The sequence below is a fragment of the Scandinavium sp. UTDF21-P1B genome, assembly GCF_040750395.1.
Lineage (GTDB): Bacteria > Pseudomonadota > Gammaproteobacteria > Enterobacterales > Enterobacteriaceae > Scandinavium.
The window spans coordinates 177,152-196,569 of sequence record NZ_JBFLVD010000010.1 but is presented as its reverse complement, the minus strand read 5'-3'; the positions used below and the strand labels follow the sequence as shown (position 1 = coordinate 196,569).

The 19,418-nt window shown below is 54.2% G+C and carries 20 protein-coding genes; 12 read left to right on the top strand and 8 right to left on the bottom strand.

Going from position 1 to position 19,418, the window contains the following annotated elements; translation table 11 throughout:
• The first annotated feature begins 485 nt into the window (after positions 1–485).
• Positions 486–989, top strand: coding sequence for an NlpC/P60 family protein (locus AB1287_RS06595; protein ID WP_435617295.1), 504 nt, complete (start codon positions 486–488; stop codon positions 987–989).
• A 48-nt stretch (positions 990–1,037) separates the two neighbouring features.
• Here the strand turns inward: AB1287_RS06595 and AB1287_RS06590 are convergent, their stop codons facing one another.
• Positions 1,038–2,174, bottom strand: coding sequence for an alpha/beta fold hydrolase (locus tag AB1287_RS06590; protein ID WP_435617294.1), 1,137 nt, complete (start codon positions 2,172–2,174; stop codon positions 1,038–1,040).
• 170 nt (positions 2,175–2,344) lie between these two features.
• Here AB1287_RS06590 and AB1287_RS06585 point away from each other — a divergent pair, with 170 nt between their 5' ends.
• Positions 2,345–3,304, top strand: coding sequence for an omptin family outer membrane protease (locus AB1287_RS06585; RefSeq protein ID WP_435617293.1), 960 nt, complete (start codon positions 2,345–2,347; stop codon positions 3,302–3,304).
• Positions 3,305–3,368: 64 nt separating this feature from the next.
• Here the strand turns inward: AB1287_RS06585 and AB1287_RS06580 are convergent, their stop codons facing one another.
• Positions 3,369–3,758: a hypothetical protein gene (locus AB1287_RS06580; RefSeq protein ID WP_435617292.1), complete on the bottom strand. Its 390-nt coding sequence runs from the start codon at positions 3,756–3,758 to the stop codon at positions 3,369–3,371.
• Positions 3,664–3,990: a hypothetical protein gene (locus tag AB1287_RS06575; RefSeq protein ID WP_435617291.1), complete on the bottom strand. Its 327-nt coding sequence runs from the start codon at positions 3,988–3,990 to the stop codon at positions 3,664–3,666. The genes AB1287_RS06580 and AB1287_RS06575 overlap by 95 nt, the downstream gene beginning before the upstream one ends.
• Positions 3,991–4,448: 458 nt before the next feature.
• Between AB1287_RS06575 and umuD the strand changes: the two genes are divergently transcribed.
• From umuD to map, 4 genes are all read left to right on the top strand, one after another.
• Positions 4,449–4,868 carry a translesion error-prone DNA polymerase V autoproteolytic subunit gene (gene umuD, locus AB1287_RS06570; RefSeq protein WP_312626316.1) on the top strand — a complete coding sequence of 140 codons (420 nt, stop codon included), beginning with the start codon at positions 4,449–4,451 and terminating at the stop codon, positions 4,866–4,868.
• A 2-nt stretch (positions 4,869–4,870) separates the two neighbouring features.
• Positions 4,871–6,133 carry a translesion error-prone DNA polymerase V subunit UmuC gene (umuC, locus tag AB1287_RS06565; protein WP_435617301.1) on the top strand — a complete coding sequence of 421 codons (1,263 nt, stop codon included), beginning with the start codon at positions 4,871–4,873 and terminating at the stop codon, positions 6,131–6,133.
• 215 nt (positions 6,134–6,348) lie between these two features.
• Positions 6,349–6,567, top strand: coding sequence for a ParD-like family protein (locus AB1287_RS06560; protein WP_097163124.1), 219 nt, complete (start codon positions 6,349–6,351; stop codon positions 6,565–6,567).
• Positions 6,548–7,327, top strand: coding sequence for a type I methionyl aminopeptidase (map, locus tag AB1287_RS06555; protein ID WP_312626313.1), 780 nt, complete (start codon positions 6,548–6,550; stop codon positions 7,325–7,327). The genes AB1287_RS06560 and map overlap by 20 nt, the downstream gene beginning before the upstream one ends.
• Before the next feature lie 42 nt (positions 7,328–7,369).
• Here the strand turns inward: map and smrA are convergent, their stop codons facing one another.
• Together smrA and AB1287_RS06545 are read right to left on the bottom strand one after the other, a co-directional pair.
• Positions 7,370–7,933, bottom strand: coding sequence for a DNA endonuclease SmrA (gene smrA / locus AB1287_RS06550; protein ID WP_435617290.1), 564 nt, complete (start codon positions 7,931–7,933; stop codon positions 7,370–7,372).
• 372 nt (positions 7,934–8,305) lie between these two features.
• Positions 8,306–9,217 carry a LysR family transcriptional regulator gene (locus tag AB1287_RS06545; RefSeq protein ID WP_435617289.1) on the bottom strand — a complete coding sequence of 304 codons (912 nt, stop codon included), beginning with the start codon at positions 9,215–9,217 and terminating at the stop codon, positions 8,306–8,308.
• 168 nt (positions 9,218–9,385) lie between these two features.
• Here AB1287_RS06545 and AB1287_RS06540 point away from each other — a divergent pair, with 168 nt between their 5' ends.
• The 6 genes from AB1287_RS06540 (at position 9,386) to uspE (ending at position 16,283) form a co-directional block, all read left to right on the top strand.
• Positions 9,386–10,696: a M20 family metallo-hydrolase gene (locus AB1287_RS06540; RefSeq protein ID WP_312626310.1), complete on the top strand. Its 1,311-nt coding sequence runs from the start codon at positions 9,386–9,388 to the stop codon at positions 10,694–10,696.
• Positions 10,696–12,141 carry a M20 family metallopeptidase gene (locus tag AB1287_RS06535; RefSeq protein WP_435617288.1) on the top strand — a complete coding sequence of 482 codons (1,446 nt, stop codon included), beginning with the start codon at positions 10,696–10,698 and terminating at the stop codon, positions 12,139–12,141. Before AB1287_RS06540 ends, AB1287_RS06535 begins: the two co-directional genes overlap by 1 nt.
• A 54-nt stretch (positions 12,142–12,195) precedes the next feature.
• Positions 12,196–13,722, top strand: a complete 1,527-nt coding sequence (gene abgT / locus AB1287_RS06530; RefSeq protein ID WP_435617287.1) for a p-aminobenzoyl-glutamate transporter — start codon at positions 12,196–12,198, stop codon at positions 13,720–13,722.
• A gap of 9 nt (positions 13,723–13,731) precedes the next feature.
• Positions 13,732–14,247 carry a methylated-DNA--[protein]-cysteine S-methyltransferase gene (ogt, locus tag AB1287_RS06525; RefSeq protein ID WP_435617286.1) on the top strand — a complete coding sequence of 172 codons (516 nt, stop codon included), beginning with the start codon at positions 13,732–13,734 and terminating at the stop codon, positions 14,245–14,247.
• A gap of 194 nt (positions 14,248–14,441) precedes the next feature.
• Complete coding sequence (gene fnr, locus AB1287_RS06520) at positions 14,442–15,194, top strand: fumarate/nitrate reduction transcriptional regulator Fnr (RefSeq protein ID WP_152958553.1); 753 nt, start codon at positions 14,442–14,444, stop codon at positions 15,192–15,194.
• Positions 15,195–15,332: 138 nt separating this feature from the next.
• Positions 15,333–16,283, top strand: coding sequence for a universal stress protein UspE (gene uspE / locus AB1287_RS06515; RefSeq protein WP_312626304.1), 951 nt, complete (start codon positions 15,333–15,335; stop codon positions 16,281–16,283).
• Positions 16,284–16,360: 77 nt separating this feature from the next.
• Here the strand turns inward: uspE and AB1287_RS06510 are convergent, their stop codons facing one another.
• The 3 genes from AB1287_RS06510 to AB1287_RS06500 form a co-directional block, all read right to left on the bottom strand.
• Positions 16,361–16,438: a YdiH family protein gene (locus AB1287_RS06510; RefSeq protein ID WP_409438230.1), complete on the bottom strand. Its 78-nt coding sequence runs from the start codon at positions 16,436–16,438 to the stop codon at positions 16,361–16,363.
• The gene (locus tag AB1287_RS06505; protein ID WP_312626303.1) at positions 16,438–18,129 is read right to left on the bottom strand and encodes a methyl-accepting chemotaxis protein; all 1,692 of its coding nucleotides are present in this window, start codon (positions 18,127–18,129) and stop codon (positions 16,438–16,440) included. The genes AB1287_RS06510 and AB1287_RS06505 overlap by 1 nt, the downstream gene beginning before the upstream one ends.
• Before the next feature lie 155 nt (positions 18,130–18,284).
• On the bottom strand, positions 18,285–19,403 hold the full coding sequence (locus tag AB1287_RS06500) for an S-(hydroxymethyl)glutathione dehydrogenase/class III alcohol dehydrogenase (RefSeq protein WP_435617285.1): 1,119 nt from the start codon (positions 19,401–19,403) through the stop codon (positions 18,285–18,287).
• Positions 19,404–19,418: the final 15 nt, after the last annotated feature.

Genomic DNA, 19,418 nt, shown 5'->3' with positions numbered 1-19,418 from the left:
GATTATCCGTGGCGATTCAAAACCATAAAAGTTTCCCCAGTGGAATAACCTGTAGCGCAACGGTGTGAGCAATATCAGAGATAAAAGGATCGATGCTCTTACCGTTTTCATCAGGCATGCCGGGCTAAGGCTGCTTAGAAAATGTTGCGACTTAGCGCGATGAGAAGATTACGGTGGGTGGCTAAAAATAAATACCTGACCAGTTCGAAATCGCGCCAACCTGAAGGCTTACCGGAGATGATTTTCACTTTTCAGGGGCAGACCTGGAGCCAACGTGCGGCTTTCACGTTCGGAGCGGGAGGAAGTTATCAGCTCATACCGCCAGCACAATGCTATCGAGGGGGAGTGGGCCAAATGGCGCTGGCAAATGAAAGTCATATTCTGCATTCCATTTTTTAGTACTAGTAATATTGTCCCCCCCTCCCCATTAGGTTACTTTTTAACCACACCCCGTTTTTTTTATTTTCCACATGAACTGATTAACTATGTATTATCCATTTATAACGCTCTGCTTTTTATTATCACTGTTTCTTTCTTCTGATGTAAAAGCCTCAAGTTTTTATATTAACGTCGAGCGAACGCCTTCTCACACCAAAGTCAAAGAAGAGGATATTCGCAAGAAGATACTCTCACAATATTCCCACTGGCAGGGCGTGAAATATCAATTTGGCGGAACTACAAAAAAGGGAATTGACTGCTCTTCATTAATGCAGCAGATATTCCATGCGGCCTTTCCGGATACGTTGCGCACCCGCCTTGCGCGCACCACGGCAGAGCAAATCAAGCAGGGAGCTCAGGCCTCTCCTGTCAAGCTCATGCCCGGCGATCTGCTGTTCTTTCAAATGTCGTCCCGTGAGCGTCATGTCGGCGTTTATATTGGTAACGAGCAGTTTGTGCATGCCTCAACAAGCAAAGGCGTTATGATTTCGGATCTGAAAAACGATTACTGGAAAATACGCTTTAAAACCGCCCGCAGGGTTATTTCATAATTAAAGTATGCTAAAACTCAGCCCGCGCGAAAGACGGACTGAACCGGATTATTTCTCTGCCTTCAACCCCAGCACAAATGGCACGGAGTCCCGCAATGACGGATTAACGGTGCCGCTGTGATCGAGACCCGGATAGAGATGTTCGCTCACCTGCGTGCCTGCCGCACGAACGTCGCGGGCAAACTGCTGCTGCATTGCTGTAGGCACGTTGATGTCATCCCCGCCGATGCCGATAAACACCGGATGTTTCAGGTGCAGCGTCGGGTACGAAAGCGAACTGGCGGAGGCGTTCAGCAAATCCTGAATCCCCGGCCTGAGGCTGTTCTCCATCGTCAGTTTGTCTTTCATCACGCTTTCCGTTAATGGCGTTATGCACTGGCTTTTCGCCTCGCCGAGCAGAGCCAGCGACGCAGTCTGGAAATAGTCTGCCGCTTTCAGGTTCGGATCCCGGTCTGCCGCTGAGTGATAAATGTAGAACACGTAAGGGATTTTCGGGTCGCCGGTGGTGCGCTGCTTATCGCCTGTGGTGGTAAAGAGGCCGGAGACCTGGCTTTGCGCGGTGAAGTACGGCGTACCGGTTAGTACGGTGCCAATGATATTCAGCTCCGGCGCATAGGCGGGCTGGTAACCGGCGGTAGCAAAGGCGGCATGTGCGCCCTGCGACTGCCCCACCAGCACCAGCTGATTTTTCAGCGGAAACGCTGCCAGCGCTGCGCGAATGCTGTCGAGCGTGCTCCACGCTTCAGCACGGGCATCCAGATAGTGGTGCAGCCCGGCGGAGCCGAGCCCCGGATAGTCGGGCGCCACAATGGCATACCCAAGCGAAAGCCAGGTGTTGAGATACTGGCTGTCACGCGCGGTGCGCGGGTTCAGAGACGGCGCGCAGCTATGGGCAATGCCCACGGTGCCGTGCGTCCACACAACTACCGGCCAGCCGCCTTCCGGGGTCGGGCCTTCGGGTAAAAAGACCGCGGCGCTGTCCACACGCATCCCTCTTCCTCGCACGCCATCCATTGAGCGGTATTCCACGCGGTACTGGCTGGCTGCCTCCTGCAGGCCTGCCGTCTGTGCCAGAATGGATTGACTGACGATCTGTCCCGTTTCAGCAGCAAACGCAGCGCTTAACGGTGCCAGCAGCAGACAGGCCAGGAGGTTTTTCCTGAGCGATCCTGTGACTTTGTTCATCAACAACTCCCTGATCGATTTTTGTGTTCAGAGCACTATTTTACGCCACAGAAGACTGAACCGTGGGTCAACAAGGGGGTGAAAGCAGCAGAATGGCATTTCGGGCAAACACGTATAAACTTTCGGTATTCTTCAGCGGCTTCGTTGCCCCCTGACCTCTACGAGACCTCATGAAAACTCATCCGCTACTTTTTCTGCTCTCCGTTACCGCCTCTTTTTCCACCTGCGCAACGCCCTATCTCACCGGTGAACCGACGCAATATGAACATGATGGCCTATCGCTGAACGCGTCCCTGGGCTACCTCAGCGGAGAATCAAAGGAGTTTGTCTATTATCAGGGGCAGCAGCTCAGCCGCCTGGACTGGAAGCTGAAAAATGCCGCCATTATTAAAGCGGAAGCTAACTATGATGCCCTGCCCTGGCTTAGCCTGAATGCCCGGGGCTGGACGACGCTCGCCTCCGGCAGCGGTCATATGAACGACTACGACTGGCAGGATCTGAATTCGAGTCACTACACCGACAGTTCCTCAAGCCCGGCGACCGTTAACGAAGCCAACGAGTACGATCTCAGTCTGCGCTTCTGGATGTTCAATCAGCCTTCCTACAAATTCGGCGCGGTGGCAGGCTATCAGGAGAGCCGCACCAGCTGGCTGGCAAGCGGTGGCACCTATGATTACGCGGGCACCGATGCCAACGGTGACTATGACCCGAACGCTCCGCGTGAGCAGGGTTCCTTCAAGGCAGGACAGCCCGCAGCCGGCTATCGCCAGGTCTTTAAGACCCCCTATATTGGCCTCGCGGGCTACTATTCTCTGGCGCAGTTTGAGCTCAGCGGATTGCTGAAATACAGTCATTGGGTAGACGGCACGGATCATGACGTCCATTACATGACCAACGCGACCTCCACCACCAGCACCAACAGTGGCGAGCTCTGGGCGGGCGTGGTCAATGCGGGATACTGGGTCACTCCACAGGCCAAAGTCTTTACCGAAGCCGCATACACCTATTACCCGAACAAGCACGGCGATGAAAACCAGTGGGATGAAGATGGCCATGAATACGGCCCTGGCGGCGGCGGATTGCAGAGCCGGGCCTGGAGCCTGTCGGCAGGCGTGCAGTATTTGTGGTAAAACGGGCCTTGATCCCCCCCTCTTTCCGCGATACTGCTTATTTATACAGTATCGCGGAAAATTATCACCATGTTCGCCCTTGTCGACGATGCGCTGTCTCACGGAAAGTCATACTGTCGTACCCGTTGGCGCCAATCATCTCCAGGGTTTTTCCGGCAGCCACATTGACCCTTGCATTCGGACCGCTGGCGTTAATGACAATGCGGTTGCCGATGGCCTGCGCGACATCGTCCGTCGGGTCATCAGCGGAAATGCGGTAATCCACTGCCCTGCTACTGCGGGTAAAGGCTTTATTGAATTCAGTGAGGTAGGCCATTTTGTCGAGGTTGCCCGTTTTAAGCTGGGCGATCAGCCAGTCGTTATAGTTTTTCAGCCCTGCCGCCGTCGACGTTGAACAGCGTGCTCTGCTTGGCTGCCAGCGTCCGGCCGTTGGTTGACGCGCTGGATGTCGCATTGTTCTGACCAATATTGACGTTCAGCGTACCGTTCGTCACGTCGGCAATCCGCATATTGATGTACTGGTTGTCCTGAATACTCCCCACATCGGCACCCAGTACGCCACGATCGTTAACAATACGATTGATCCCCTGGCGTGTGCCAATCGTCGTACTTACCGAGCCATCCACTCTGGGTTGAAAAAGCTGATTACCGGTTAAATCAACCAGCAGACCATCCGAGACCGACATGTGTCCATATAACTGATCGTTATCGACGGGGTTATAAGCCTGTAATGTTACGGCAGCCGCAGGAAGCGGAAACAGAATGATTGACGGGGAAGAAAGTGAAGAAAAGACAGCAAGGGTGATTCTGGACAGACGTAAACGTGAGTACGATACAATATGCGTAATGGTCTTATTAAATCCCAATGTTGTATTGGGATTAATCAATGTATAGATGCAGTTGTTTCATTTATCAAAGGCAAGTTGGAAACAGTAAAGGCTTAGGATTTTTATGGTTTATGGGTAAGCGTATACCGACTGCTTACGACTTCGCTGCTGCAAACTTACTCAGCTTACTGCTTACAAGGTAAAACCTAAATTCTTCGCAACTTCAAACGGTTCCAGAAACCTGCTTAGAAGAGGGTTGAACGTGTGAAAAACTCAGTGATACTGTATATAAACACAGTTACATTGAGTTCCTCACCATGCAGCTTTTTTATCCCACAGAGATTGCCCCCGCCATCCATCTTCCTCTTTTTACGGAGCGAGTATCTTGTGGTTTTCCTAATCCCGCACAAGACTACGTCGAAGATAGGCTGAATCTCAATACGCTTTTAATAGCCCATCCTTGCGCCACGTATTTTATTAAAGTAAGCGGTGACTCGATGACGGGTGCTGGAATTGGAGATGGTGATCTTCTGGTCGTTGATCGTTCGCTGTCGGCAAGCCATGGCGATATTGTGATTGCTGCTGTAGCCGGCGAGTTTACTGTCAAGGAATTACGTACGCACCCAGCCTTGCAGCTGGTTCCTTATAATGACAATTACTCGCCGATTACATTTCATAACCCAGAAGATCTCGAAATATTTGGCGTAGTGACATTTTCAGTGAAGTCACATAAATGACGATGTTTGCTTTGGCCGACGTCAACAGCTTTTATACGTCATGTGAAACGGTATTTCGCCCGGATTTAAAGGGAAAACCCGTGGTGGTGGTCTCTAACAACGACGGCTGCGTCATTTCGCGTTCAGCAGAGGCAAAGACGCTCGGCATCGCTATGGGAGAGCCTTTTTTCAAACTGAAAAAGAAAACGTTCTCATCTGCAGTGCACGTATTCAGCTCGAACTATGCTCTTTATGCTGACCTCAGTGCGCGAGTTATGCAGACGCTGATGGAGATGGCGCCAGCCATCGAGATCTATTCAATCGATGAAGCCTTTATCGACTTATCCGGCGTAGCCAACTACATGTCGCTGACAGAATTTGGCAAGGCCATGCGGAACCAGGTGCTTAAAAATACCGGGCTCACGATCGGAATTGGTGCTTCGCAAACTAAAACATTAGCAAAATTAGCAAATTATGCAGCCAAACGATGGCCGGGTACGGGAGGCGTGGTTGATTTATCCGACATATCACGTCAGCGGAAGCTGCTAGAGCACGTGCCTGTGGAGGAGGTATGGGGAGTAGGAAGGCGCATCAGCAAAAAACTGAACAATATGGGGATCAGTACAGCGCTGGACTTAGCCAATAGCTCACCCTGGGTCATCAAAAAACATTTCAACGTTGTTCTGGAAAGGACGCTGCGTGAGCTGCGCGGTGAATCGTGTCTGGAGCTTGAGGAGTTCGCGCCGAATAAACAACAAATTATGTGCAGCCGCTCTTTTGGGTATCGCATTACCGAGTATGCAGATATGCGCCAGGCTATCTGCACCTATGCTGAACGCGCTGCAGAAAAATTACGTAGCGAACACCAGTTTTGTGCTTTTGTTAGCGTCTTTCTACGCACCAGCCCGCACGCAGATAATGAAATTTATTATGGGAACCAATCATCTACGAAACTACTGATACCCTCTAATGATACACGTGACATTATACGTGCATCTACAGAATCACTGGATCGGATATGGGTCGATGGTTATCGCTACATGAAAGCTGGCGTAATGCTTGCTGACTTTTTTAGTCGCGGCACTGCACAGCTTAATTTTTTTGATGATCTCGCCCCCAAGGCTAATAGCACTGCACTAATGACGGTAATCGATGGTATTAATGCGTCGGGAAAAGGGAAAGTCTGGTTTGCTGGTCAAGGTATCCAGAAGCCCTGGGCAATGAAGCGTGAAATGCTATCCCCGGCTTATACTACGCGCTATTCAGACCTGCCTGTCGCTAAATAAGAACGAGAGCTGGCCTTTCAGGCTCGGTTGCTGTAGCGATACTTTCTCCCGCTGCTCCATGCGCCAGCGCAGGCTGATGGCGCGTACGCCGGTGGAAGGAGTCTGGGGCGTGGCCCCCCCCCCGGTTGAGCGACGTTCCACGCACAATTGACTAAAGACATCCTCATGCAAACAATATACGATTTATATATGTTTCATATACGGTGTGTATATTTATGGGAATCGTCAAAATTTCGGACCTGCTGCACGAGGACATTCGTGATGCCAGCAAAGCGATGTCGCGTTCGGTCAACGCACAAGCGGAATACTGGATCCGCCTCGGCATGATGAGCGAACTCTATCCGGAGCTGAACTATCAGCAAATCAAAATGATGATGCTGAAATCAGGATCTGACCGCTTACTGGAGGTGATCAATGCCATCAATTCCCATTAAAACCGCCGATGAGCTCGCCCGCCAGCGCCATGCCGGTGAGCTGCTGGCCTCCGTCTTTGACATGCTGGACGTCTTTATCCAGCCCGGCGTCACCACCATGGCAATCAATAACAAGGTCGAAGATTTTATCGTCAACGAGCTGCATTCGCGCCCGGCCAGCAAAGGTCAGTATGACTATCCTTACGTGCTGAATACCTCGGTTAACGAGGTGGTGTGTCACGGTATTCCAAAGGAGACGGAGCATCTGCGTGCCGGAGCCATCGTCAACGTCGATATCACCCTGGAAAAAGACGGCATGATTGCTGACTCCAGCAAAATGTACCTGATTGGCGACGTCTCCCCGCTGGCCCGCCGCCTGGTGAACAAAACCTATGAAGCAATGTGGAAAGGCATTCAGGTGGTGAAGCCCGGCGCCACGCTCGGTGATATCGGGCACGCCATTCAGAAATACGTTGAAGATAACGGCTACAGCGTGGTGCGCGAATACTGCGGACACGGCATTGGCAAAGAGATGCACGAAGATCCGCAGATCCTGCACTACGGCAAGCCAGGCGTTGGCGACGTGCTGCGCGAAGGGATGGTCTTTACCATCGAGCCGATGGTGAATCAGGGCGACAGCAAAATCAAAACCAAAAAGGACGGCTGGACGGTGGTGACACGCGATAAAAAGCTGTCGGCGCAGTGGGAACATACCATTGCCGTTACGGCCGACGGCTTTGAGGTGCTGACGCTGCGTAAAGGGGAAAGCATTCCGGCATAAGCGTTTAAGATATTGCCCGGCTGCGCCAGATGCAGTGTGGCATTAGCGGCTGCGCTTGGCGTGGCGTTCCCAGTTATCCAGTTTTGCCTGTTCGGATTTTTTCAGCGCCACATAGCACGCTCCGCTGCCGCCGTGATGCGGTAGCGCGCAGCAAAACGCCTGCACGTCTTCAAATTCCGTGAGCCATCGCGCCAGATAGCTACGAACAACATTGGCGTGTGAGCCATCTGCTTTGCCTTTGCCGTGGACAATCAGAACGTTTCGCAGTCCGTCCCGGTGGGCCTGAAGAATAAACGCATACAGCATCTGTCGGCACTGTTCCACGGAGTGGCGCAGGAGCGTGAGGCTCGCCTGCTGGCTGTATTTCCCGGCGCGCAGCTTATCCAGTACGCCGTTTTGCAGCCCTTCTCGCTTAAACTCCAGCGGTGTGTCGAGCGGAACAATATCGAGAAAACCGGTGGTGAGAAAGTTATCGAGCTGTAGCGTGTCGATGTGGGCCGGAGCACGGGTATTACGGGTTGGCTGCCAGTTCGCCTCGTTGTTACACTTCAGGGGCTGTACGTCCTCCATGGCGTCAAGAAACAGAAATTTGTCGTCAGGGTTCATCGTTACCTCCTCCCGCTACCTTCACTGCCGGAAGGCTACTATAGCCGCGCCCTGTCCTGCGCTCAACGCTTTTGGTTATTTCTGGAAACAGATTTCCTGAAGAATATATTCTGGTTCGAAAGTGAAGCGAATAAAGAAAAAAATAGTTAACCATTACTTAACTAAAATTAATTGACGTTAACATGCAACACACTATTAACGAAACGTGAAATATATCACCCAAGAAACTGGTATTTATGCCTGGATTCGCTATAACTGTATTACCTGCACGGGGGAATCAGGGGCAGGAAGACGGTATGGAAATATTGCTGTGTATACTGTGGGATCTGGCGGATGTCGGCAGATCCTGTTTTTTTATTTAGCTATAAATAATCACCCCTGGAATAATTGCTGACTTTGTCGGCGAAATTGAGTAATCAGCGATGCGGCAAGCGGCGTCTGCTGCGCATCCCGGCGCTGAATCAGGTAGTAAGCGGCTTTCGGCAAAGGCTCCACCACCGGGATCATCACCAGACGGTGCGCAATCAGCGGGTCAGTGCCTAACTCTTCCGGCAAAATACTTAAGAAATCACTTTGCGCAACCAGGCTAATACAGGATGAGAACGTTTCACATACCACGCCGACGGTCGGTATTTGTGCCCGATGGCTGAATAACTCCTCAAGCTGTTTGTAATAACTGCCGCGCGGAGTCGGCATCGTCCAGTTATATTTCAATAGCGCACTAATGGATTGCGCACCCTGCACAGGATGATCGCGCCGGGAAAATATCGCGAAGTTTTTTTCAAATAATTTTTCAAACGTAAATTCGTAATCGTAAGGGCCCTTATAATAACTGTTGATGGTGAAATCCAGTTCGCCCTGACGTAATTCATTGATCATCGACACCAGCTGCCCTTCCATGATCCTGACCTTCACACCCGGGTGCTGCTGGTGAAAGCGGTTAATCACCGGCGGCATCAGCGTGCGTGCCACGCTTGCGCCCATCCCGATATTTATCTGCCCGGTTAATCGCCCCTGGCGCTGCTGAATTTCCTCCTGCGCCGCACGTAGCTCTTCCAGAATTAAATTAGCGTGCTGGTAGAAACTTTCCCCGCATTCGGTTAATGCCACGCCTTTGCTGCGGCGAATAAAGAGCTGGGCTGAAATCCCCTCTTCCAGCTCTTTTATCGATTTGGTGAGCGCGGGCTGTGAGAGCTGAAGCGCACGGCTTGCACCACGAATACTGCCCTGCCTCGCGACCTCCACGAAGGCCCGAATTTGATGAATTTTTACCTGAAAGGTCATGCCCGCTCCGCGATAACCACTGTTTATCAGACACAAGAAACTGGCATCTACTGTAATGCAAAGGGATATGGCAGGGTAATGAGCGAAACGTTAAAAAATTATTACTGATAAGTAAAAACTATCGCACCGTGAAGCGATTCACACTTTTTACCGATAACAGGAAACGTTATGTCATTACTTACCGAATATGTGGCGTCGCTGGCGACGGATCTGCGTGCCTGGCGCCGTGAATTTCATCATTATGCCGAATCCGGCTGGCTGGAATTTCGCACTGCCGCGCGCGTGGCGGAGATCCTCGACGGCCTGGGTTATCAGCTGGCCGTTGGTCGCGATGTGGTGGATGAGCAGAGCCGGATGGGCCTGCCGGATGAAACGACTCTTGCGCAGCAATATGAAAGAGCCCGCCAGCAGGGTGCGCCTGAGCGCTGGCTGCCTGCTTTCGAAGGTGGTTTTACCGGCGTGGTCGCCACGCTGAATACCGGGCGTCCCGGCCCGACTCTCGCTTTTCGCGTTGATATGGACGCACTCGACCTCAATGAGCATCAGGACGACAGTCATCGCCCTCACCGGGACGGATTCGCCTCCTGTAATGCAGGCATGATGCACGCCTGCGGCCACGACGGGCATACCGCCATCGGTCTCGGCCTTGCTCATGTGCTGAAGCACTTTTCCGGCGAACTCCGCGGCACGATCAAACTGATTTTCCAGCCTGCCGAAGAAGGCACTCGCGGCGCTCGCGCAATGGTCGCCGCAGGCGTGCTGGACGATGTGGATTACTTTACAGCGGTGCATATCGGCACCGGCGTGGAAGCTGGCACGGTTCTGTGCGGTGCCGATAACTTTATGGCTACCAGCAAGTTTGACGTGCGTTTTACCGGTGTTGCCGCGCACGCAGGCGGAAAACCGGAGGAGGGTCGCAACGCGCTGCTGGCTGCGGCGCAGGCAGCAATATCCCTGCACGCGATTGCCCCGCACAGCGCGGGAGCCTCACGGGTGAACGTTGGCGTGATGCAGGCCGGGACCGGGCGCAACGTAGTGCCTTCATCAGCGCTGATCAAAGTGGAAACGCGTGGCGAGAGCGAAGCCATCAATCAGTACGTTTTTGACCGGGCTCAGAGCGTGATTGCAGGTGCTGCGGCGATGTACGAAGTGAGCGCCGATGTAAAATTGATGGGCGCAGCGACGGCAAGTTCCCCTTCCCCTGAATGGGTAAGTTTCCTGCGCGAACAGGCGGTTCAGGTGCCCGGCGTGGAAAAAGCGATAGACAACGTGCCCGCTCCGGCAGGATCGGAAGACGCCACGCTGATGATGGCACGCGTCCAGGCGCGCAACGGCCTCGCATCATACATGGTGTTCGGGACCGATCTGAGCGCCGGGCATCACAACGAAAAATTCGATTTCGACGAGCAGGTGCTCGGCATCGCCGTGGAAACCCTTGCCCGCGTAGCGATGGGCTGTGCACAGAAAGGAGTCAATTAATGCAGCAGATATACGATTTTGTAGCCGATACCCTTAACGCCCGCCATCAACAGTTCAGCGATATCGCCGACGAGATTTGGGATCATCCGGAAACGCGCTTTGAGGAGTTCTGGTCCGCCGAACGGCTCGCGAGCGCCCTGGAAGCCGAGGGCTTCAGCATCACGCGCGAAGCGGGCGGCATTCCGAATGCCTTTATCGCGAGCGTAGGCAGCGGAAAACCGGTTATTGCCGTGCTGGGCGAATATGATGCGCTGGCAGGCCTCAACCAGCAGGCGCACTGCGCGGAGCCCACTTCATCGACCCCAGGCGCGAACGGCCATGGCTGCGGACATAACCTGCTGGGTACAGCGGCTTTTGCTGCCGCCGTTGCGGCTAAAGCATGGCTGGAACAAAACGGTCGTGAAGGCACACTGCGTTTTTACGGCTGCCCGGGCGAAGAAGGCGGCTCCGGCAAAACCTTTATGGTGCGCGAAGGCCTGTTCGACGACGTGGACGCTGCCGTCACCTGGCATCCTGAGGCTTTTGCGGGAATGTTCAGCACCAGTACGCTGGCGAATATTCAGGCCGCCTGGCGCTTTACCGGCGTCGCGGCGCATGCGGCAAACTCACCGCATTTAGGCCGCAGCGCGCTGGACGCGGTGACGCTGATGACCACCGGCACAAATTTCCTCAATGAGCACATTATCGAAAAAGCCCGCGTGCACTACGCCATTACCGACACCGGCGGTATTTCTCCCAACGTCGTGCAGGCGCAGGCCGAAGTGTTGTACCTGATTCGCGCGCCAGAGATGGCCGACGTTCAGCAGATTTACCAGCGGATTGAGAAAATTGCTCAGGGCGCGGCGCTGATGACGGAAACGACGGTCAGCTGTCGTTTTGAGAAAGCCTGTTCCAGCTACCTGCCCAACCGCACGCTGGAGGCGGCAATGTATCAGGCGGTTCAGCACTACGGCACGCCAGTATGGAGTGAAGAGGAACTGGAATTTGCCCATGCGATTCGCACCACGCTAAGCGAAAACGATCTGCAAAACAGCCTGCAAAACATCGCTCGCACCGGCGCGCAGGAAGGTATTAACTTTGCCCGCCGTCATCAGAAAACGCTGCTTATTGATGAGGTTGCGCCGTATGTGCCCAATAGCGAAGTGTTGCCGGGGTCAACGGACGTGGGTGACGTCAGTTGGAAAACCCCTGTCGCGCAGTGCTTCAGTCCCTGTTTTGCCGTCGGCACGCCTCTGCATACCTGGCAGCTGGTCAGCCAGAGCCGCACATCCATCGCGCATAAAGGCATGCTGCACGCCGGGAAAATCATGGGCGCAACGGCCATTAACCTGTTTGATGACCCGGCACTGCTGGAAGCCTGCCGGACAGAGCTGGCACAGCAGCTTGAGGAGCGGCCATATCACTGTCCGATCCCGAAAAACGTGACACCGTCACCACTTAAATAATCATTATAAAACAACTCATAACACAACAAACACAACGACACCCGAGGAACGCCCATGAGTATGTCTTCCATACCTTCGCATTCCCCCACCGGTAAGCTGTATGGCTGGGTAGAAAAGATTGGTAATAAAGTGCCGCACCCTTTCCTGCTGTTTGTGTACCTGATTGCGGCATTGATGATAGCCACTGCCGTGCTTTCAGCTTTCGACGTGAGCGTAAAAAGCCCAGCGGACGGCACCACCGTTGCGGTCAAAAACCTGCTGAGCGTGGAGGGGCTGCACTGGTTTTTGCCGAACGTCATTAAGAACTTCAGTGGTTTTGCGCCGCTCGGTGCCATCCTCGCGCTGGTATTGGGCGCAGGCCTTGCCGAACGCGTCGGGCTGCTGCCCGCACTGATGGTGGAGATGGCTTCCCACGTCAGCGCGCGTTACGCAAGCTATATGGTGCTGTTTATTGCCTTCTTCAGCCATATTTCATCCGACGCCGCGCTGGTGATCATGCCGCCGATGGGCGCTCTGATCTTTCTCGCCGTTGGTCGACATCCGGTTGCAGGTCTGCTGGCCGCCATTGCAGGCGTTGGCTGTGGTTTTACTGCGAATTTGCTGATTGTTACCACCGACGTTCTGCTCTCCGGTATCAGCACCGAAGCCGCGAAAACCATGGACGCCGCGATGCACGTCAGCGTTATCGACAACTGGTATTTTATGGCAAGCTCGGTAATTGCGTTGACGGTTGTCGGCGGTCTCATCACCGATAAAATCGTCGAACCGCGTCTTGGTCTGTGGCAAGGCAACAATGAGGAAAAGCTGGAAACCCTGAGCGCCGAACAGCGCTTTGGCCTGCGGGTGGCGGGAATTGTCTCGCTGCTGTTTATCGGTCTGATTGCGCTGCTTATCGTTCCCGAAAACGGCATTCTGCGCGATCCGGTCCTGCACACCGTGCTGCCGTCACCCTTCATTAAAGGCATCGTGCCGCTGATCATCTTTTTCTTCTTCGTGGTCTCGCTGGCGTATGGCCTGGCGACAAAGAAAATCCGCAGTCAGGGAGACATTCCACACCTGATGATCGAGCCGATGAAGGAGATGGCCGGGTTTATCGTCATGGTCTTCCCGCTCGCCCAGTTTGTGGCCATGTTTAACTGGAGCAATATGGGCAAGTTTATGGCGGTTGGCCTGACCGATATTCTGGAAGCCGCAGGCTTGAGCGGCGTGCCTGCGTTTGTCGGGCTGGCGCTGCTCTCTTCTTTATTGTGCATGTTTATCGCCAGCGGCTCGGCAATCTGGTCGATTCTGGCGCCGATATTTGTGCCAATGTTCATGCTGCTTGGCTTTCACCCGGCGTTCGCGCAGATCCTGTTTCGGGTGGCGGATTCCTCTGTGATCCCGCTGGCACCGGTATCTCCGTTCGTGCCGCTGTTTCTCGGCTTTCTCCAGCGCTATAGGCCAGAGGCGAAGCTCGGTACCTACTATTCTCTGGTATTACCCTATCCGCTTATCTTTTTAGGGGTATGGTTGCTGATGCTGGTGGCGTGGTATCTTGTCGGCCTCCCCATTGGGCCGGGGGTTTACCCGCGGCTGAACTAAGGAAATGTGATGCTGAGATTGCTGGAAGATAAAATCTCGACCCCGGTCGGGCCGCTGTGGATCCTGTGTGATGAACAGTTCAACCTGCGCGCCGTCGAGTGGGAAGAGCACAGCGATCGTATGGTGCAGCTGTTGGATCTGCATTATCGCGCGGAGGGCTATGAGCGAATCCCTGCCAGCAATCCTAACGGGCTGAGTCAGAAGATGAGAGAGTACTTCGACGGCGATCTCAGCATAATCGACTCCCTGCCAAGCGCTACGGGCGGCACCGACTTTCAGCGTGAAGTCTGGCAGGCGCTGCGCTCTATTCCCTGCGGTCAGGTGATGCGCTACGGTCAGCTTGCCGAACAGCTCGGACGACCAGGCGCGGCGCGGGCTGTAGGCGCGGCCAACGGTTCGAATCCGGTAAGCATCGTCGTGCCCTGCCATCGCGTGATAGGCAGCAACGGTACCATGACCGGTTATGCTGGCGGCGTGCAGCGAAAAGAGTGGCTGCTGCGCCACGAAGGCTACCTGCTAATTTGATATTTAGTGCCTTTCTGGAAATATCAGACAACTTTACTGACAGCAGGCTCCAGTTTAAATTCATAGATTTCATGGGGATATAACCCTTCGGTTATTTCCCTTGCTTATATTACGTGAATCGGATTTTGAAGGCTTACTTGCTCCCCAAAAAGATGTTAAAATTGACCAATATCAATTAAAGCCTGAGCAAATCTATGATCCCGGAAAAGCGAATTATTCGACGCATCCAGTCTGGCGGTTGTGCTATCCACTGCCAGGATTGCAGCATCAGCCAGCTCTGTATCCCGTTCACCCTCAATGAACATGAGCTCGATCAGCTTGATAATATCATCGAGCGTAAAAAGCCGATTCAGAAAGGGCAAACCCTGTTCAAAGCAGGCGATGAGCTGAAATCGCTGTATGCCATCCGCTCCGGCACGATCAAGAGCTACACCATCACCGAACAGGGCGATGAGCAGATTACCGGTTTCCACCTGGCAGGCGATCTGGTCGGTTTCGACGCCATCGGCACCGGTCATCACCCAAGCTTCGCGCAGGCGCTGGAAACATCCATGGTTTGCGAAATCCCGTTCGAAACCCTGGACGATCTTTCCGGCAAAATGCCGAACCTGCGCCAGCAGATGATGCGTCTGATGAGCGGTGAGATCAAAGGCGACCAGGATATGATCCTGCTGCTGTCGAAGAAAAACGCGGAAGAGCGCCTGGCAGCGTTTATCTATAACCTCTCCCGTCGTTTCGCCCAGCGCGGCTTCTCTCCGCGTGAGTTCCGTCTGACCATGACCCGCGGTGACATCGGTAACTACCTCGGCCTGACGGTAGAAACCATCAGCCGCCTGCTCGGTCGTTTCCAGAAAAGCGGCATGCTAGCGGTAAAAGGTAAGTACATTACCATCGAGAACAGCGATGCGCTGGCCGTTCTGGCCGGACAGGCCCGCAACGTCGCCTGATCCCCCTTTTTTTCCGTTCGCCGGATCGCTAAATTTTTGTGATTTATTGATCTGGCGAAGGTTATCCCCTGTTTCAATCACTCCGGATGGGTTATCTTTTATTTACAGACTGTGGTGACAGTTGTAAGGAGACCCTGTATGGCAAAGTATCAAAGCATGCTGGTAGCCATCGATCCTAACCAGGACGATCAACCCGCATTACGGCGCGCTGTGTACCTTCATCAACGGATTGGTGGAACCATTAAAGCCTTTTTGCCGATCTACGATTTTTCGTATGAGATGACCACCCTTCTGTCGCCTGACGAGCGCACGGCTATGCGTCAGGGCGTCATCAGCCAGCGGACCGCGTGGATCCGCGAACAGGCAAAATTTTACATAGATGCCGGCGTGCCGATTGACATCAAAGTCGTCTGGCATAACCGCCCCTTCGAAGCCATTATTCAGGAAGTGATGAGCGGCGGGCACGATCTGCTGCTCAAGATGGCCCACCAGCACGACAAACTGGAAGCGGTGATTTTCACCCCCACCGACTGGCATTTACTGAGAAAATGCCCCTGCCCGGTGTGGATGGTGAAAGATCAGCCGTGGCCGGAAGGCGGCAAAGCGATTGTGGCAGTCAATCTCGCCAGCGAAGAGGAGTATCACAACGCCCTCAATGACAAACTGGTACGGGAAACGCTGCAGCTTGCCGAGCAAATCAACCACACCGAAGTGCATCTTGTGGGCGCCTACCCGGTCACGCCAATCAATATCGCGATTGAGCTGCCGGATTTCGACCCGAGCGTGTACAACGACGCCATTCGCGGCCAGCATCTGCTTGCCATGAAGGCGCTACGGCAGAAATACAGCATTTCAGAAGAGATGACCCACGTCGAGAAAGGCCTGCCGGAAGAGGTCATCCCGGATCTGGCAGAGCATTTGCAGGCGGGGATTGTGGTACTGGGCACGGTTGGACGCACAGGCCTTTCTGCCGCATTCCTTGGGAATACCGCGGAACAGGTTATCGATCATCTGCGCTGCGACCTGCTGGCGCTGAAGCCGGATCAGTATCAGACCCCGGTCGAGCTTGACGACGAAGAAGACGACTAAGCATCCAGCCTTAGTCTCTTAAAAAAAGAAAAACCCGGTGAGCTTCCTCACCGGGTTTTTTATGTCTGACAGAGGGATCAGTGGATACCCAGACACCAGGCGTAGTTGATCTCTTCTTTGAGTTCGAAGGATGACAGTGCCACCGGCCTTTTCATCAGAACGTTTCCCAGTTATCGCCCTCGGCAAGTGCCGGGCGCTGTGGCTGATAGCGACTGGCGGAAGGCGCAGGCGGCTGGCGATTTATGCTACCCGCGTGCTGCAAACGAAACGCACCGACTGCCTCCGTGAGGCGTGCGGCCTGCTCTTCCAGTGAACCAGCCGCCGCAGAGGCCTCTTCCACCAGCGAGGCATTTTGCTGGGTGACGTTGTCCATCTCCGTAATCGCCTGACTCACCTGCAAAATCCCCCGACTCTGCTCATCCGAAGCCGCGGCGATTTCCAGCATGATGTCGGTGACGCGTTTGACCGCCTCCACGATGTCACTCATGGTGCTGCCCGCCGCAACGACTTCTCCGGAACCGCGTTCAATCAGCATGACGGATTCACTGATAAGCCCTTCAATCTCTTTTGCTGCCTGGGCGCTGCGGCTGGCGAGCGTGCGTACTTCGCTTGCGACCACAGCAAAACCTCGTCCCTGTTCCCCTGCACGCGCAGCTTCCACCGCGGCGTTCAGCGCCAGAATGTTGGTCTGGAAAGCAATGCTGTTAATCACAGCGGTAATTTCAGATATTTTCTTCGAACTGGCAGAGATGTTGCCCATCGTCGACACCACGCCGGAGACAATCTGCCCGCCGCGCGTAGCTTTCCCGGAGGCATCTTCCGCCAGTCTGGAGGCGTGATGCGCGTTATCGGCGTTCTGTTTCACCGTGGCGGTCAGTTGCTCCATGCTGGCGGCTGTCTGCTCAATCGCCGCGGCCTGCTCTTCAGTACGGGAGGACAAATCCGTGTTGCCTGCGGAAATTTCGCTGGTACCGCGATAGATCTCTTCGGTGCCCTGACGCACGGTGCCAACGGTTTGCGCCAGCGCGTGCTGCATTTTTTGCAGGTCGTGGCTCAGCTTACCGATTTCGCTGCGGCCCGTCGCTTCATCGGCCAGCGTCAGATCGCCATCCGCAATTTGCTCGATACGGTGCAGAGCGCGACGCAGAGGATTAATAACGGTTCGGCGTAACGCAACAAACGTAAGCAACGTTAAAACCAGCGCCAGCACAAAGGCCCCAACCATAAAGGCGAGACCAAGCTGGGTGCGGCTGTGTGCCGTTTCGGACAGATGACGAGCCCGTTCGCTGCGGATCTGAATCGCCTTAAGCAACACGTCGTTGTAAGCGGCATCCAGTTGGCGGGCGTGCTCGTTTTCATGGTTGATGATCGCCTCAAACATACCGTTTTTGGCATATTTCAGCATCGGCTGCATGCCATCGATGTAGGCTTTGTAGCGCGCATTGATCTCACCATCCAGCGCTTCATCAGCCGGCGTTTTCACTTCACGATTCACGTACTGCGCGAAGCCTTCCTGAGACTGTTTGATGCGCTGCTCCGCTTCGGCGATATTGCGCTTCATATCATCCATTTCGGCAATGCGGCTGGCGGCGCCGGCGTGGATCAGGTTGATACGTGCTGTTCGCAGATGGTTTGAGCTGTTCGATAAGCCCATGCGAACTTCTAATTCCTGAGTAACGTCACCCTGGTCACGATCGGCCTGCAGCAAAAAATAGCCCGCAAGACCCGAGCTCAGTGCGAACAGCAGCAGGATCCCCCCGAGAATGGAGGAGAACAGCGGCACGAGACGGATATGGTGTAAAAAACTGACGGTTTGCGACTTTTGCCCTACGGCTGATTTATCCATGGCTTATCGACTCTCTTATAGTAAAGACGTATCAAAACGTCCGTAAGATTGTCATCGGCCCGGCGCGCCGATTGCTTACCGGTAAAAGCGCTACGTGGGTCACATTTTGAACATTAAAAAGGAAAGCCAGCGGACGAACGCCGCTGGCCTGCGCATCAGTTATCGCCGAAATGGATAACGGTGCGGATAGATTTACCTTCATGCATCAGATCAAAAGCTTCGTTGATCTGATCCAGCGGCAGACGGTGGGTAATGAACGGGTCGAGGTTGATTTTGCCAGCCATCGCATCTTCTACCATCCCCGGCAGCTGAGTGCGCCCTTTCACGCCGCCGAACGCCGAACCGCGCCACACGCGCCCGGTAACCAGCTGGAACGGGCGAGTTTTGATCTCCTGGCCTGCACCCGCCACGCCGATAATGACGCTTTCGCCCCAGCCTTTGTGGCAGCATTCAAGCGCCGCGCGCATGACGTTCACGTTGCCGATGCACTCGAAGCTGAAATCAACGCCGCCGTCGGTCAGTTCAACAATCACGTCCTGCACCGGTTTGTCGTAGTCGTTCGGATTGATGAAATCGGTCGCGCCCATTTCACCCGCCAGCTTAAATTTTTCCGGATTGGTGTCGACGGCAATGATGCGGCCCGCTTTCGCCTGAACGGCTCCCTGAATTACCGCCAGGCCAATCCCACCAAGGCCGAACACGGCCACGGAATCACCCGCTTTCACTTTAGCAGTATTGTGCACTGCCCCAATTCCAGTGGTGACGCCGCAGCCCAGCAGACAAACTTTGTCGAGTGGCGCCTGCGGGTTCACTTTCGCCAGAGAAATTTCCGCGACAACGGTGTACTCGCTGAAGGTGCTGGTGCCCATGTAGTGGTAAATCGGTTCTCCGTTCAAGGAGAAACGCGTAGTGCCGTCCGGCATCAGGCCTTTGCCCTGAGTCGCACGCACGGCCTGGCAAAGGTTCGTTTTGCCGGATTTGCAGAACTTACACTCGCGGCATTCCGCTGTGTACAACGGGATAACGTGATCGCCCGGCTTCAGGCTGGTGACGCCTTCGCCGACTTCAACCACAACGCCACCACCTTCATGGCCTAATACCGCCGGGAATACGCCTTCAGGGTCGTCACCGGAGAGCGTGAAGGCATCCGTGTGGCAAACGCCCGTGTGGGTGATCTTAACCAGTACTTCGCCCTTCTTCGGCGGCGCGACGTCGATTTCGACAATTTTCAGCGGCTGGCCCGGGCCAAACGCAACTGCAGCACGTGATTTCATCTTCCGTCTCTTCCC